Source organism: Capnocytophaga sp., assembly GCF_030532915.1.
Lineage (GTDB): Bacteria > Bacteroidota > Bacteroidia > Flavobacteriales > Flavobacteriaceae > Capnocytophaga.
On the sequence record NZ_JAUNKD010000051.1, the window covers coordinates 1 to 14,005 of the forward strand.

The 14,005-nt window shown below is 39.6% G+C and carries 14 protein-coding genes and 1 tRNA gene; 4 read left to right on the forward strand and 11 right to left on the reverse strand.

What is annotated here, in order from left to right:
- Positions 1 to 84: 84 nt before the first annotated feature.
- The 9 genes from Q4D72_RS11185 to pdxA all read right to left on the reverse strand — a co-directional run bounded on the left by Q4D72_RS11185 (position 85) and on the right by pdxA (position 8,872).
- Positions 85 to 157, reverse strand: a tRNA-Met gene (locus tag Q4D72_RS11185).
- 67 nt (positions 158 to 224) lie between these two features.
- A complete protein-coding gene (alr, locus tag Q4D72_RS11190) occupies positions 225 to 1,349 on the reverse strand; it encodes an alanine racemase (RefSeq protein WP_303077942.1) in 1,125 nt (374 codons plus the stop codon).
- Between the two features lie 264 nt (positions 1,350 to 1,613).
- A complete protein-coding gene (gene map / locus Q4D72_RS11195) occupies positions 1,614 to 2,414 on the reverse strand; it encodes a type I methionyl aminopeptidase (RefSeq protein ID WP_303077943.1) in 801 nt (266 codons plus the stop codon).
- Between the two features lie 30 nt (positions 2,415 to 2,444).
- Positions 2,445 to 3,104 (reverse strand): DNA alkylation repair protein, encoded by a 660-nt coding sequence (locus Q4D72_RS11200; RefSeq protein WP_303077944.1) that lies wholly within the window; start codon positions 3,102 to 3,104, stop codon positions 2,445 to 2,447.
- Between the two features lie 60 nt (positions 3,105 to 3,164).
- The gene (gene pgi / locus Q4D72_RS11205; RefSeq protein ID WP_303077945.1) at positions 3,165 to 4,787 is read right to left on the reverse strand and encodes a glucose-6-phosphate isomerase; all 1,623 of its coding nucleotides are present in this window, start codon (positions 4,785 to 4,787) and stop codon (positions 3,165 to 3,167) included.
- Positions 4,788 to 4,903: 116 nt separating this feature from the next.
- Positions 4,904 to 6,205 carry a peptidoglycan DD-metalloendopeptidase family protein gene (locus Q4D72_RS11210; RefSeq protein ID WP_303077947.1) on the reverse strand — a complete coding sequence of 434 codons (1,302 nt, stop codon included), beginning with the start codon at positions 6,203 to 6,205 and terminating at the stop codon, positions 4,904 to 4,906.
- Positions 6,206 to 6,353: 148 nt separating this feature from the next.
- Positions 6,354 to 7,136 carry a DUF3108 domain-containing protein gene (locus Q4D72_RS11215; RefSeq protein WP_303077948.1) on the reverse strand — a complete coding sequence of 261 codons (783 nt, stop codon included), beginning with the start codon at positions 7,134 to 7,136 and terminating at the stop codon, positions 6,354 to 6,356.
- A gap of 417 nt (positions 7,137 to 7,553) precedes the next feature.
- The gene (locus Q4D72_RS11220; RefSeq protein ID WP_303077949.1) at positions 7,554 to 7,775 is read right to left on the reverse strand and encodes a heavy-metal-associated domain-containing protein; all 222 of its coding nucleotides are present in this window, start codon (positions 7,773 to 7,775) and stop codon (positions 7,554 to 7,556) included.
- Positions 7,776 to 7,819: 44 nt separating this feature from the next.
- Positions 7,820 to 8,872, reverse strand: coding sequence for a 4-hydroxythreonine-4-phosphate dehydrogenase PdxA (gene pdxA / locus Q4D72_RS11225; protein WP_303077950.1), 1,053 nt, complete (start codon positions 8,870 to 8,872; stop codon positions 7,820 to 7,822).
- 160 nt (positions 8,873 to 9,032) lie between these two features.
- Here pdxA and Q4D72_RS11230 point away from each other — a divergent pair, with 160 nt between their 5' ends.
- From Q4D72_RS11230 to Q4D72_RS11245, 4 genes are all read left to right on the forward strand, one after another.
- Positions 9,033 to 9,929 (forward strand): GYDIA family GHMP kinase, encoded by an 897-nt coding sequence (locus Q4D72_RS11230; RefSeq protein WP_303077951.1) that lies wholly within the window; start codon positions 9,033 to 9,035, stop codon positions 9,927 to 9,929.
- 75 nt (positions 9,930 to 10,004) lie between these two features.
- Positions 10,005 to 11,174 (forward strand): serine hydrolase, encoded by a 1,170-nt coding sequence (locus tag Q4D72_RS11235; protein WP_303077952.1) that lies wholly within the window; start codon positions 10,005 to 10,007, stop codon positions 11,172 to 11,174.
- Positions 11,164 to 11,877, forward strand: a complete 714-nt coding sequence (locus Q4D72_RS11240; protein WP_303077954.1) for a 3'-5' exonuclease — start codon at positions 11,164 to 11,166, stop codon at positions 11,875 to 11,877. The genes Q4D72_RS11235 and Q4D72_RS11240 overlap by 11 nt, the downstream gene beginning before the upstream one ends.
- Before the next feature lie 45 nt (positions 11,878 to 11,922).
- The gene (locus Q4D72_RS11245) at positions 11,923 to 12,312 is read left to right on the forward strand and encodes a DUF423 domain-containing protein (RefSeq protein WP_303077955.1); all 390 of its coding nucleotides are present in this window, start codon (positions 11,923 to 11,925) and stop codon (positions 12,310 to 12,312) included.
- Here the strand turns inward: Q4D72_RS11245 and obgE are convergent.
- Together obgE and Q4D72_RS11255 are read right to left on the reverse strand one after the other, a co-directional pair.
- Positions 12,309 to 13,310, reverse strand: coding sequence for a GTPase ObgE (gene obgE / locus Q4D72_RS11250; RefSeq protein ID WP_303077956.1), 1,002 nt, complete (start codon positions 13,308 to 13,310; stop codon positions 12,309 to 12,311). The two genes, Q4D72_RS11245 and obgE, sit on opposite strands and share 4 nt — an antisense overlap.
- Positions 13,311 to 13,503: 193 nt before the next feature.
- Entirely contained in the window at positions 13,504 to 13,893 is a 390-nt protein-coding gene (locus Q4D72_RS11255) for a four helix bundle protein (protein ID WP_303077957.1), read from the reverse strand.
- Between the last annotated feature and the right edge of the window lie 112 nt (positions 13,894 to 14,005).

The following is a 14,005-nucleotide window of genomic DNA, read 5'->3' on the forward strand; positions in this document are numbered from 1 at the left end:
CCCAATAATTGTCCCAATTTTGTCCCAGCAATTTAAAAAAACAAAGCGTAACAAATTGACCTACAATTTATTACGCTTAAAAAGTAGCGGGAACAGGACTCGAACCTGTGACCTTCGGGTTATGAGCCCGACGAGCTACCTACTGCTCTATCCCGCGATTTCTGGGTGCAAATGTACAACATTTTTTAATTTTAGCAAACAATTTCATTAAAAAATTTAATTTTTCACTCCACATAAATGCGTTTTATTCTGCGGGAAAGTGACGTAATCAACTCATACGAAATGGTTTGTGCCGTTTCGGCAAGCATTTCGGCAGTGTGATTTTCATCAAAAACAACCACCTCATCGCCCTCTTTACAATCAATTTCAGAGACATCAACCATCAGCATATCCATACAAACGTTACCCACAATCGGCGCTTTTTTTCCGTTTATAAACACAAAACCAACGCCTTTGCCGTAAATTCGGTTTAGCCCGTCGGCGTGCCCCACTGAAATGGTGGCGGTTCGAGTTGGTTTTTCGGTTTGAAATCCAAAATTATAGCCCACAAATCCACCCGCAGGAATTTCGTGAATTTGCGATATCAAACTTTTCAAAATCGTTATCGGACGCATATTTTTCTGTAAATCAGCATCATTGGCAAAACCATACATTCCGATGCCGCTACGAACCATATCAAAATGTGCCTGCGGATAATTTAAAATACCCGAAGTGTTGCAATTGTGAAACAAAATGCGATACGTAAAATATTTTTTAATAACATTCTGAAAATCAACAAAAATTCGAATTTGTTCCTCCATAAACAAACGTGCATTTTTGTCTTCCGAAGCGAATAAATGCGAATACGCCGTTTTTATTTGCACACACGTTTTGTCGGACAAAAATCGGCAAACTTCGTCAATTTCGCCAAATAAAAATCCCAATCGATTCATTCCGGAATTGCATTTGATGTGAATCGGATAATTTTCAAGATGATTTTCTTCCGCAAATGCGATAAAATGCTTCAAAATTCGTTTTGAATAGAGCGTTGGTTCTAATTTATGCTGAATAATCGCTTCAAAATCCGAAATTTGAGGATGTAAAACCAAAATCGGCTTGGTAATTCCTGATTTTCTCAGTTCGATGCCTTCACAAAGGTAAGCAACGGCGAAATAATCGGCTAAATTCTTTTTTTCAAGGTGTTTCGCGATTTCACAATGATTATTTCCGTAAGAAAACGCCTTGACAACCGCCATAAATTGTGTTTTTTCGTTTAATTTACTTCGTAAAAATCGCACATTATGTTCTAAATTGTCCAAACGAATGATTAAATGCGTTGTACCTATTGTTTTTTTTGCAGAATCTGACATTTTTGCTTAAATCAATATGATTTTAGTTATTTTTTAGTTCCAAAAAGATTTTTTATCTATAAAAAGAAAAAATACAGATACAAAAAACGTTTTTGCATCTATAAAATTAAAATAACAACGTCATAATTTAAAATTTATACATATAAAATCATTTTTCATACATTATAAAATCAAATTATAACATTGTCTTTTCATTTTTGTATGTTATTTTTTCTATTTTTGAAAAGAAATAATCAAAAAAACTCATTTTTTGCACAAAAAACACTATTGAAACTCCTTTTCTTCGTCTGTTTTAATACCCAGAACGTCGTAAATGTACTGAAAAGTTGAAAGCAATTTGGGTTTTCCGTTTACGATAGCCACATTGTGTTCAAAATGAGCGGAAGGTTTCCCGTCGGCGGTAAGTATCGTCCAGCCGTCTTTGAGTTGTTTAACGCGATGCGTTCCTAAATTTATCATCGGCTCAATGGCTACGGTCATTCCTTCTTTAAAGCGTTTTCCGTTACCTTTTCGTCCGTAATTGGGCATTTCGGGGTCTTCGTGCATTTTACGCCCCAATCCGTGACCAACCAACTCACGCACAACACCATAGCTGTGATTTTCACAATAATGTTGAATAGCATAACCCACGTCCCCTACCCGATTTCCGGCTTTAAACTCGCGAATGCCCACATAAAGCGATTCTTTGGTTACTTGCAATAATTTTTTCACTTCGGCAGAAACTTCACCCACCTCAAAGGTGTAAGCGTGATCGCCGTAAAACCCGTTTTTCAACGCCCCACAATCAATGGAAATAATGTCGCCTTCCTGCAACGGTTTGTCATTTGGAATGCCGTGAACCACCTGAGCATTCGGACTGACACACAGTGTATTAGGAAAATTATACAATCCTAAAAAACCGGGTATCGCTCCCTGACTGCGGATATATTCCTCCGCAATTTTGTCCAATTGTAAGGTCGTTACTCCGGGTTTAATTTCTTTGGCAAGAATGCCCAGCGTTCGTGAAACCACTTGGGCAGATTCTTTCATTAATTCAATTTCTTCTGACGATTTTAAATGTATCATAAATGCTGAAAATCAGTGTTTAATGAATTTTTACGTAAGATATTTGGAGGCTTCTTTAATGCTCAGCGAAGCCATTTTTGATTCGTTCGTTTCGATGAATGCACGCACCCACTGCGGATTGGTTTTACTGTAATCACGCAACGCCCACCCGATGGCTTTATTGATAAAAAATTCGGTTTGTGAAAGGTTATTCAGCAGAATTTTCTCCAATAAATCAGTGTTTGTCAGATTTTTACGAAGCAGCTGATGGTCAATGGCAATGCGGCGTAACCACTTGTTGGGGCTTGCGCTCCATTGCAACAGAATTTCATTTACTTCCGGAAAACGCAAAGCGATGCTTCCGATGATGCGGTCGAGGCAGTCAATGGAATCCCACCACGATTTTTCTTCGGCAAGTTGTTTGAGTCGGGGAACGTCAGCGGGCGTTAAAAACCGCTTTTTTGAAGCCAGATAATCCAACGCCACGTACTGCATTTCGCGATACGCACACGCCCAACATTGCTCAATGAAATGCCAATCCACCGAATTTTCTTTTTTCATTGCCACCAAAAAAGGCTTGACCAACTCGCGTCGTAAAGGCGACTGAATTCCTAAAAACGGAAAATTATTTTTCATATAAGCACTCATTGCCAATGATTTGGCTTCGTTTTTATGTGCTTCAAGCGTTTGTAAAATGGCGGTGAAATTCATCGGTTGCTAAAATTGTGTAAGGGCAGCAATTTTTCTGCCCTTACATTTATTTTCTAAATTTTAAGAATTTTTAAAGGCTTTCAAAAGTGCCGTAGTTGAAGCGTCGTGTTGTGAAATAGCATCGCCTTCAATGTCTTTTAATATATTGTTAGCCAATTGCTTACCTAACTCAACACCCCATTGGTCGTAACTGAAAATATCCCAAATGATGCCTTCCACGAAAATTTTATGTTCGTACATCGCGATGAGCTTGCCCAAACTTTCGGGAGTGAGTTTGTCAATCAAAAACGTGGTTGTAGGTCGATTTCCTTCAAAAACCTTAAACGGAACGAGTTTTTCATTGACGTTCGCCCCCATTTCGGCACGTACTTCAGCTTCGGTTTTTCCTTTCAAAAGGGCTTCAGTTTGTGCAAAGAAGTTCGCCATCAGCTTGTTATGATGGTCAGTGTTTCCGTAGAGCGAATGTTTGTAGCCAATAAAATCCGTTGGGATAAGTTTCGTTCCTTGGTGAATTAGTTGAAAGAAAGCGTGTTGCGAATTGGTTCCCGGTTCGCCCCAAATGATGGTTCCGGTTTGGTATTTCACCGGATTTCCGTCGCGGTCGGTTTGTTTTCCGTTACTTTCCATAATGCCTTGTTGCAGATATGCCGAAAGGCTATGTAAATATTGTGTATACGGAATAATCGCTTGACTTTCAGCTCCGTAAAAATTATTATACCAAACGCTCAACAAAGCGATAATTACCGGAATGTTGTTTTTAAATTCCGTGGTTCGGAAGTGCTTATCCATCGCATTTGCTCCTTTCAGAAGTTTATCGAAATTATCGTAACCTACTGATAGTGCAATAGAAAGCCCCACGGCACTCCACAGAGAAAAACGCCCTCCAACCCAGTCCCACATCGGGAAAACATTTTCGGCATCGATGCCAAATTCGTCAATTTTTTTAAGGTTGGTCGAAACCGCCACAAAATGCTTAGCAATATCTTTTTCGGTTGCCGATTTCAAAAACCATTCCTTGATTGTCAATGCGTTAGAAAGCGTTTCTTGGGTGGTAAAGGTTTTTGAAACGATGACAAAAAGCGTTGTTTCGGGGTTCAAATGTTTGATGCTTTCCATCACGTGGTCGCCGTCCACATTGCTCACAAAATGAATATTCAGGTGATTTTTGTAGAATTTCAGTGCCTCGCAAACCATCGCCGGTCCTAAATCCGAACCGCCAATCCCGATATTTACCACATCGGTGAATGGTTTTCCGGTGAATCCTCTGCGTTTTCCGGAAATAATTTCTTCAGAAAATTGTTTGATTTTTTGCTTAACTTGCTTAATTTCAGGAAGTACATTTTTCCCTTCTACCAAAACGGTTTGGTTTTCATCGGCACGCAAGGCGGTGTGAAGCACGGCACGCCCTTCGGTGGCGTTGATAAGGTCGCCGGTGAAATATTTTTCGATGGCATCTTTCAACTGACATTCATCAGCCAATTGAAGTAACAATTCCATCGTTTTTTCGTCAATTCGGTTTTTGGAATAATCCACCAAAAAATCTTCCCACTTTACGGAAAATTTCTCGGCTCGCTGTGCATCTTTTTCAAATCGTGTTTTGGTATGCACATCTTTTATTTGACTAAAATGTTCTTGGAGCAATTTCCAAGTGTTTGTTTGTGTGGGATTTATATTTTTTAACATATCTTGAAAAAAATTAGTTATCAATTTTTGGCTTGTCTGTACAGAAAAAACTTTGTTAAAACAATCAGTTTCAACAAAGTTTTATATTTTTTGACAAGTTATTCATTTCTGAATATTTATATTTTCGAAATCGTTTGCTCCTGAATTCCCAAGGCTTCTTCGGAGTTATCTTCCTCAATAGGAGTAGGTTGCAATACATCTAATTGTTGCTTTAACGAAGCGATGTCTTGCAGGTATTTGGCTTTTAGTTTTTCGTCAATCGGCACGGAATCAGGCATTTTTTCTTTTAACGGGTCCACCTGTTTGCCGTTTTTCCAGAAGCGGTAACAAACGTGTGGTCCTGTTGCCAGTCCGGTACTTCCCACCTTGCCTATTATATGCCCTTGCGGAACGTGTTGCCCTTTCTTCACTAAGATTTTCGACATATGCAAGTATTGGGTTGTGTACGTAGCGTTATGTTTGATTTTCACGTAGTTACCATTTCCGCCATTGTATCCTGCTTCAATGATTGTTCCGGCGGCTGTGGCTCGGATAGGCGTTCCGTGCGGAGCGGCATAATCCGTACCGAAATGGTTTTTCATACGATGCAAAACAGGATGAAAACGCATCCCGAAGCGCGAAGTTATTCGGAAAATGTCAAGAGGCGCTTTCAAAAACATCCGCTTCATCATATTTCCTTTTTCATCATAAAATCCTTTTTTGCCCGAAACGGAATCCGTTACGTAATTAAATGCGTAATAAGGTGTTCCTTTATGCTGAAAATAAGCGGCTTTCACATTAGCAACTCCGGCATAAATAGTGTCATCAACATAACGTTCTTCGTAAATAATCTTGAAGTTATCGCCTTCTTGCAGGTGAAAAAAGTCAATCGTATAATCAAAAATTTGCGAAAGATTAAACGCCACATTGTAGGTCATTCCGGCATCCAAAGCCGATTCAATCAGGTTGTTTTTGATAAATCCGGCTCTTTCACGCTCTACAACAGTGATTTTTCTTTTTTCGTTGTACGCATAGATAGAATCAGACATTTTTACAACCACATATTCCGTTATAGAAGGCTGATACACAAAGCAATGAGGCTTATCAGGGTTTTTCTTATCAAAAAGTAATGCGTACGCCTTACCTGCTCTGATGGTTCGCGGGTCAAAAACACCTTTGGTTTTATCCGAAATTTCGTGAATTTCAGAAACCCCCAAATTATTAGACGACAATATTTTACCAAACGTATCACCCGACTTTACGGTGTCTTTCACAATATCATATTCATCTAAGTTGAAACCGAATTCAAAAACGGGCTCTTTCTTTTTTTCTTCAACAACCGATGGTTCCTTTTTTTCTGCTTCTTTGGCTTGTTGGGAAACGTTGTCGCAACTCCAAATCAGGGTTGCCGTTAGCGGCAGAAGCAGTGTTTTTTTCATTATTTTTTTCAATACCATTTCTTTTGTGTGTTTTGGTTTAAGGATTTTTTGTGAATAAATTTTCTGCTGAACAGAAAATAATTGCCAAAAATCGGAATAAAAAACGAATTTATCAAGTATTTTGTGTTTTTTTTAACCGTTTAGGTTTTCACTTTTTTAATTCGGTTGGATGTTTCAACCCGTTAAATCCATCTAAATCAGCTACTAACGACCCCACACGTAGGCTTGCCTTTACCCTCACCGGAATTTTATTTTTATCGTCGGTAATCCAAATTGTGAGGCTTTCTTGCTCTTTAAAAACGCGCCCGTCTTGCACCAACGGTCTGAATTTTAACGTGCTTACGATTCCGAATTTGGTTTTAATTTTTTCTTTCCCTAAATATTTCAGCTTAAATTTAAAAATTTCATCATCGTCAAAAATCATATCCATTGCAATTTCTTGTCCGCTTTGGATATTTTCAATTTCAGGACGATGGCGCAAAGAATAAAATCCTGAAATCACATCGTGAATCCCGACAGGAACTTGAATTTCAGTTGATTCACCCGTTTCAATATTATCTACTTTGGTTTTTTTCGCATCGTGATTGAAGTACATTTTCAGGTGCTTGGTGTAGCCTCCTTCATAAATATCACGGATAAAATGACGGGGCTTGCCTTCTTGCATATCGAAATAGCTTTCATAAGTGTCATCAACCCTAAAAAAAACGCGAGCCAAACCCGTTGTTGAGCCTTTACCCACGGCGTGAAACACTTTTTCTCCGTTGTAGTTCACTTCTTTAAGCGACAAAGTGGCTTCACTGGCGTTGAAAATCCCGTATTTTACTTTGAATTTCAGCCATTCACCTCCTTTGAAAGGCAAATCCAGATTTTGAGCCTGCAATTTCAAAACAGAAATCAGCAATAAAAATGGCATTAGTACACTTCGTTTCATATCATTTTTGTTTTTGTGAATGTGTTTTTGAATGTTTTTTGTTTTCAATCTCCCGTTGCAAGCATTGTGCCAAACACGAATGAAAAGTGCAAAGGTAAGATTTTTAATGAAATACAAATAAAAAAAGCCCGATATACATCGGACTTTTCCATTAACCAACCAAAACTTTAAATTATGAAAACTATTATTTGAAGTTTTACAATGAGCTACCACCCTCATTGCGTTGCAAAGGTACGAATAATTTTCAATATGCAAGCACTAACCCCCATTTTAACAAAAGATTATTACTTACATCACTAAAATATTGGGTTTTTTGGAAAAATTTAAGACTTTCATCGCGTTAAATTTAACGTATATTTTAAGTAAAATTGAGCAACAAACACCCCGAAAAAGCATTTTTTACAAACCAAAAACGGCTTAATCATTTAGCTTTTCAATGGAAAAACCGGCTTTTTTGATAATGTCAATAACTTGTTCTTGTGTAATTCCGGTTGTTTGTACGGTTAATATTTTATGCTCACTCTCAGTGTTTACCTCCCAGCGAGCGATGCCTTCAGCTTGGTTTAGGTGTGGTGTTACGGCTTTGATGCAACCCGCACAATTGATATTTGTTTTAAATTTTAAACTATTGTTATTCATATTTTTATGATTTAAAAATCAATTTATGTTATGAAAAAAACCACTTATTTTTCCGCCTCCAAATCGCCTGTCTTTAATGAATCTTCGGTAAGAGCCTGAAATTCAGCTCGGTTTCGGAAAACATCAATCGCCGTGTAAATCGCTTGACGGAACGACTCGGGGTCGGCAATGCCTTTTCCGGCAATTTCGTATGCCGTTCCGTGGTCGGGCGAGGTGCGTACTTTACTGAGTCCGGCGGTGTAATTCACTCCATTTCCGAAAATTATGGTTTTAAACGGTATCAACCCTTGGTCGTGATATGGGGCAATGACCGCATCGTAATTTCGGTAATTTTGCGTAGCGAAAAAACTATCTGCCGAAAACGGACCAAAAACTAAGATATTTTCCTGAGTATGAATCTTTTCAAGTGCCGGACGAATAACTGTATCGTCTTCCGTGCCAATCACGCCTTTGTCGCCACAATGCGGATTTAACCCCAAAACGGCTATTTTGGGACGCTGCAAACGGAAATCTTTCCGAAGCGATTCATTCATCAACCTAACTTTCTCAGCAATAAGCTCTTGTGTTATAAACGACGCCACATCCTTCAACGGAACATGGTCGGTTAAAAGTCCCACTTTCAGCTCATCGCTTACCATAAACATAAGGCTTTGTCCTTCCAATTCTTTTGCTAAATAATCGGTATGCCCCGGAAAGTTAAACTCCTCAGACTGAATGTTATTTTTATTAATCGGTGCAGTTACCAACACATCAATTTGGTTTTCTTTCAACGCCTCAACCGCACTTTTCAGCGAAAGAAAAGCGTATTTTCCGGCTTCGTCGGTTACTTGCCCAAAAGCGATGATGGGCGACTCTTTCCAGCAGTTTAACACATTGATTTTCCCTGAAATAGCATTTTCAATCTGGTCAATTCCTTGAAAATTAACGTTGATGTCAAAATGTTTACGCTGAAAAGAAACCGTTTTGTTTGAAGCGAATATAATAGGCGTACACAGCTCTAAAATCTGCTGATTTTCAAAGGATTTTAAAATAATTTCCAAGCCTACGCCGTTAATATCACCTACTGAAATTCCTACTTTTATTAAATTATCTTTCATAATGTCATTGCCATTGATTTTATATGAATCAATGATTTTTATGGGTTTGAAAGGGCAAAGATAATTTATTTTTTATATTTTTGCGTAAAAATTTTGCAAGGAATACACTAAAACCCAATTCAGCCCAACAAACTCATTTTTAGGTTTAGCCCAATCCATTATGAAAACATACCGAAGCAACGGAAAACTCTTACTAACAGGCGAATACGCCGTTTTAGACGGAACGTTGAGTCTTGCCCTCCCCACGCAAAAAGGACAAACACTAAGCGTTAGCCCGCACAATGACGGTTTCTTATGGCGAAGTTATGACCTGCACGGCACGCTGTGGTTTGAAAGTCACGATTTGAAAAATGAAACCGGAGAACTTGCAACTGTGGCGCAAACCTTATTGAAAATTTTGAACACAGCCACAAAGTTAAACCCTTCTTTTTCAGAAAGTTTAAAAAACGTTTGTGTAGAAACGCATTTGGATTTTGAACGCAATTGGGGGCTGGGTTCATCATCTACATTAATTAATAACATTGCGATGTGGGCAGAAGTGAATCCGTTTGAGTTGCTTTTCAAAAGTTTTGGCGGAAGCGGTTATGACATCGCTTGTGCCACAGCCCAATCAGCCGTTTTATATCGGTTAAAAGAAGGTGAACCCAAAACATATCCCATTCATTTTCAACCTTCTTTTAGCGACAAACTTTTTTTTGTACACCTAAACCAAAAGCAAAACAGCAAAGAAGGCATCGCTCTTTATAAATCGATTAAAAAAGGAAAAACCAACCTTTGCTCGCAACTTACTGAAATCACGGAAGAACTGCTTCGTTTCCCTTCCGAAAAAGAATTTTGTTCTTTATTGGAGCGGCACGAGGAAATTTTAGCCAATTTTCTTGACATTCCTACCGTTAAGAGTTTGGAATTTCCGCGTTTTGAAGGAACCATAAAAAGTTTGGGTGCTTGGGGCGGTGATTTTGTGATCGCCATTGGCGAAAGCGCTTACGTAAATCACTATTTTTCAAGCAAAAACTTCCGAACGATTATTCCGTATAACGAAATGATTTTGAAATAACTTTTATGTTTAAAGCAAATTGAAAATATTATGTGTATTTTTGCTATAAAATAAACATCACTAAAACAAATGATTATGAAATACGTAAAAAAAATAGCTATCGGACTGGTTCTCTTTCTGTTGCTTCTCATAGTGGGAATGTACCTCAGCGGTTACGGTTACATTTTCAAAGCCGTTTATATCATTTACGGTTCGGGACACAAAACTGCATTTTTATCTGATTATGAATGCTTTGACAACAACATAATTCACAAAAGCTCCCAACCGCAACCTTGGGCATTACACAAAAATTACAATCAAACAGCGCCCACAAAAGAGCTGGAAAAGCTGCACCAAAAATACCAATCGGTGGCGTTTCTTATTTTTAAAAATGACAGCATTTGGCACGAACGCTACTTCGACAGATATACCGAAAACTCAAAAAGCAATTCGTTTTCAATGGCAAAAACCTATGTCAGCGCCCTGCTCGGCAAAGCGATTTTTGACGGCTACATCAAAGGGTTAAACCAACCTGTAAGTGATTTTCTGTCAGGTTTTTCACAAGGGAAAGCGGCACGGCTCACGGTGGGCGATTTGGCATCAATGGCATCGGGTTCGGATTGGGACGAATCGTATTACAATCCGTTTTCAGTTACCACACAAGCCTATTTCGACACCGACTTACGCACTGTGATGCAGCAAGTTACCATCACCGATGAACCCGGAAAGCAATATATTTACCAAAGCGGAAATACCCAACTTTTGGCAATGGTCATTGAAAAAGCCACCGGCAAAACCCTTTCAAACTACCTATCTGAAAGCCTTTGGAAACCGCTGGGCGCAGAAAGCGATGCGCTTTGGCAAGTGGACAGCCAAACAAACGCAATGGAAAAGGCATACTGCTGCATCGCCTCCAACGCGCGCGATTTTGCCCGTTTAGGAAAACTTTACCGCAATTACGGCAAATGGAACGGTTCCCAAATTTTAGATTCCGTTTTTGTTGCCCAATCAATTACACCGCGTTTTGTTGAAAGCCCCGAATACGGCTACGGAATGTGGCTTTTAACCCATCACGACAAAAAGTTTTTTATGATGCGCGGGCATTTGGGGCAATACGTTATCGTTCAGCCTGATGACAACATTATGATTGTCAGACTCGGACATTTAAAAGGCACTGAAAATCCCGATGGTGTGTATCAGCCTTTTACCGATGACATTTATCAGTACATTGATGAAACCTATAAAATGCTAGAAAATGCTTCGTAAAATCAATTTGGAAGATATTTTGTTTTTGGATATTGAAACAGTTCCGCTTTTTGAAAGTTATAGCCAACTATCTGAAAATGAAAAAGATTTATGGGAAGACAAAACAAAATACCAGCGTAAAGACGATTTCACGGGCGAAGAATTTTACCAGCGTGCCGGGATTTGGGCTGAATTTGGAAAAATTGTCTGTATATCAGTCGGTTATTTTTCACTTCGCAATGAACAACGCACCTTTCGGGTTACTTCGTTTTTTGGCGAAGAACCGCAAATCCTTAATGATTTTGCCCAATTGGTGGAACGGCATTTTTCACGCCCCCATAAATTGCTATGCGCCCATAACGGCAAGGAGTTTGATTTTCCGTATATCACAAGACGAATGATTATCAACAACATAGCTGTTCCGGTTAAATTACAGCTGTTTGGAAAAAAACCTTGGGAAATTCCGCATTTGGACACGCTCGAAATGTGGAAATTTGGCGATTACAAGCATTTTACGTCGTTGAAATTACTTACCCACGTTCTGGGCATTCCCTCTCCCAAAGACGACATCGACGGAAGCCAGGTGCGCGACGTGTTTTACAATCAAAAAGACATCGACCGCATCGTTACCTATTGCGAGAAAGACACCGTTACCGTGGTGCAGGTTTTTCTTCGTTTTCGGGGCGAAGCGCTTTTAACCGATGACGAAATTCTGTTTGTGTAACCTTATCTCACTGAATATTAACAAAATAAAAATACTTAATAAGAAATGAAACGAAAAATAACCATTGTTGCACTTTTTTTGGGACTAACGTCGATCATTTTAGGAGCTTTCGGGGCACATTTACTCAAAAAACACCTCTCACCCGAAGCACTTGTCAGTTTTGAGGTGGGTGTGCGTTATCAGATGTATCACGCTTTATTTTTGCTTTTTTTAGCCTTAACGGATAAAATCCCCGACACTTTACGAAAATGGAGTTTTTACGCGGTTACAACGGGCGTTTTATTCTTCTCAGGCTCTATCTATCTACTTGCTACAAAAGCAATTACGGGAATCGAAATCGGTAAATTTGCCCTTATCACACCCGTTGGAGGTTTACTTTTGATGCTAGGATGGACTTTTTTGCTTATCGGTTTTTTCAAAAAGACTGATAATTAGCGATTAATCATCTGCCAAAGTGTATCTTTTAATTGGTGAATGCCTTTTCCGGCAACGGACGAAATGAACAAAAACGGAATATTGCCCAGTGCGGGTTTGATTTCCTTTTCGATTTCGGCGGTGAGTTCCTCATCAAGCATATCAGATTTTGAGATAGCTATAAGCCGTTCTTTATCAAGTAATTCCGGGTTGTATTTTTTTAGTTCGTTCAGCAAGATATGGTATTCTTCCACGATGTCTTTGCTGTCGGCAGGAATGAGGAACAAAAGCGTTGAATTGCGTTCGATATGTCGTAAGAAATAATGCCCCAAGCCTTTTCCTTCGGCAGCTCCTTCGATAATTCCGGGAATATCAGCCATTACAAACGACTGAAAATCACGATATTCCACAATCCCTAAATTCGGTTTAAGGGTCGTAAACGGATAATCGCCAATTTTGGGTTTTGCCGAAGTGATGACCGACAAAAGCGTGGATTTTCCGGCATTTGGGAAGCCCACCAGCCCCACATCGGCAAGGACTTTGAGTTCCAGCAGCAGCTCCATTTCCTCGCCGGGGATTCCTGGTTGTGCATAACGGGGCGTTTGGTTGGTTGCTGAACGGAAATGCCAGTTACCCAAACCGCCCTTCCCGCCACGCAACGCGATGATTTCTTGTCCGTCTTCGGTGATTTCAAAGAGGGTTTCGTCAGTTTCGGCGTTTTTGACGAGCGTTCCGAGTGGCACTTCGAGGTACACGTCGGCTCCGTCGGCTCCGGTGCTTCGGTTGGCTCCGCCGCCTTCGCCGTGTCCGGCTCTGAAATGTTTTTGGAACTTGAAGTGAATGAGCGTCCAAAGGTTTTTGTTACCCCGAACGATGACGTGTCCGCCCCGCCCGCCGTCGCCGCCGTCGGGTCCGCCTTTGGCAACGAATTTCTCGCGATGCAAGTGCATCGAACCTTTACCCCCGTTGCCTGAGGTAACATATACTTTTACGTAATCGGTAAAATTTCCTTCGGTCATATTTTTAGTTTTTTGAAGAGCTTCGCTCGTTTGAGGGCTTCGCCAGTTTGAAATTGTTTGAGGGACTTCGTCTGTTTGAGGCTTTCGCCAGTTTGAAATTGTTTGAAAGCTTCGCCGTTTGAGACTTCGTGTTTGAACCGCTTCAAACTATTTCAAACAACCTCAAACTATTTCAAACCATATCAAACATTTTTTACATATGTTTACTTCCTTTCACTGCTGAATTCTGCAAATATGTTATGAAATTTTTAATTTTGATACTCAAACTTTGATATTTCTGCCTTAAATCATTAAATTCCTCCTCACTTATATAGCTGTTATCAAACGCTCTGTACAATTGAGACCTAACCTCTCCTGCTGAACCTTTGGCAATATACAAAAATTGCTTAAACTCCGAATTGCCTTGCCGTTCAAATCCCTCAGCTATGTTATCCATTACTGAACCCGCAGCTGCTCTCATCTGATTCTTAAATCTATAATCCTTTTCAAATGATTCTCTACTTGATATACGGTAAATTTCACTACACAAAATCCTTGAAATTTTCCATATTTCTAAATCTTCAAAATACGTAACAGTAGGCATAATCAATTTTGTTTGAGAGACTTCGTCTGTTTGAGGGGCTCGCCTGTTTGAAATTGTTTAAAGGCTTCGCCTGTTTGAGGGCTTCGCCAGTTTGAAATTGTTTGAAGGCTTC

Excerpts from the sequence above, each read along its gene's own strand:
- alr (WP_303077942.1), bottom strand. The coding sequence starts at position 1,349 with ATGTCAGATTCTGCAAAAAAAACAATAGGTACAACGCATTTAATCATT.
- map (WP_303077943.1), bottom strand. The coding sequence starts at position 2,414 with ATGATACATTTAAAATCGTCAGAAGAAATTGAATTAATGAAAGAATCT.
- Q4D72_RS11200 (WP_303077944.1), bottom strand. The coding sequence starts at position 3,104 with ATGAATTTCACCGCCATTTTACAAACGCTTGAAGCACATAAAAACGAA.
- pgi (WP_303077945.1), bottom strand. The coding sequence starts at position 4,787 with ATGTTAAAAAATATAAATCCCACACAAACAAACACTTGGAAATTGCTC.
- Q4D72_RS11210 (WP_303077947.1), bottom strand. The coding sequence starts at position 6,205 with ATGAAAAAAACACTGCTTCTGCCGCTAACGGCAACCCTGATTTGGAGT.
- Q4D72_RS11215 (WP_303077948.1), bottom strand. The coding sequence starts at position 7,136 with ATGAAACGAAGTGTACTAATGCCATTTTTATTGCTGATTTCTGTTTTG.
- Q4D72_RS11220 (WP_303077949.1), bottom strand. The coding sequence starts at position 7,775 with ATGAATAACAATAGTTTAAAATTTAAAACAAATATCAATTGTGCGGGT.
- pdxA (WP_303077950.1), bottom strand. The coding sequence starts at position 8,872 with ATGAAAGATAATTTAATAAAAGTAGGAATTTCAGTAGGTGATATTAAC.
- Q4D72_RS11230 (WP_303077951.1), top strand. The coding sequence starts at position 9,033 with ATGAAAACATACCGAAGCAACGGAAAACTCTTACTAACAGGCGAATAC.
- Q4D72_RS11235 (WP_303077952.1), top strand. The coding sequence starts at position 10,005 with ATGAAATACGTAAAAAAAATAGCTATCGGACTGGTTCTCTTTCTGTTG.
- Q4D72_RS11240 (WP_303077954.1), top strand. The coding sequence starts at position 11,164 with ATGCTTCGTAAAATCAATTTGGAAGATATTTTGTTTTTGGATATTGAA.
- Q4D72_RS11245 (WP_303077955.1), top strand. The coding sequence starts at position 11,923 with ATGAAACGAAAAATAACCATTGTTGCACTTTTTTTGGGACTAACGTCG.
- obgE (WP_303077956.1), bottom strand. The coding sequence starts at position 13,310 with ATGACCGAAGGAAATTTTACCGATTACGTAAAAGTATATGTTACCTCA.
- Q4D72_RS11255 (WP_303077957.1), bottom strand. The coding sequence starts at position 13,893 with ATGCCTACTGTTACGTATTTTGAAGATTTAGAAATATGGAAAATTTCA.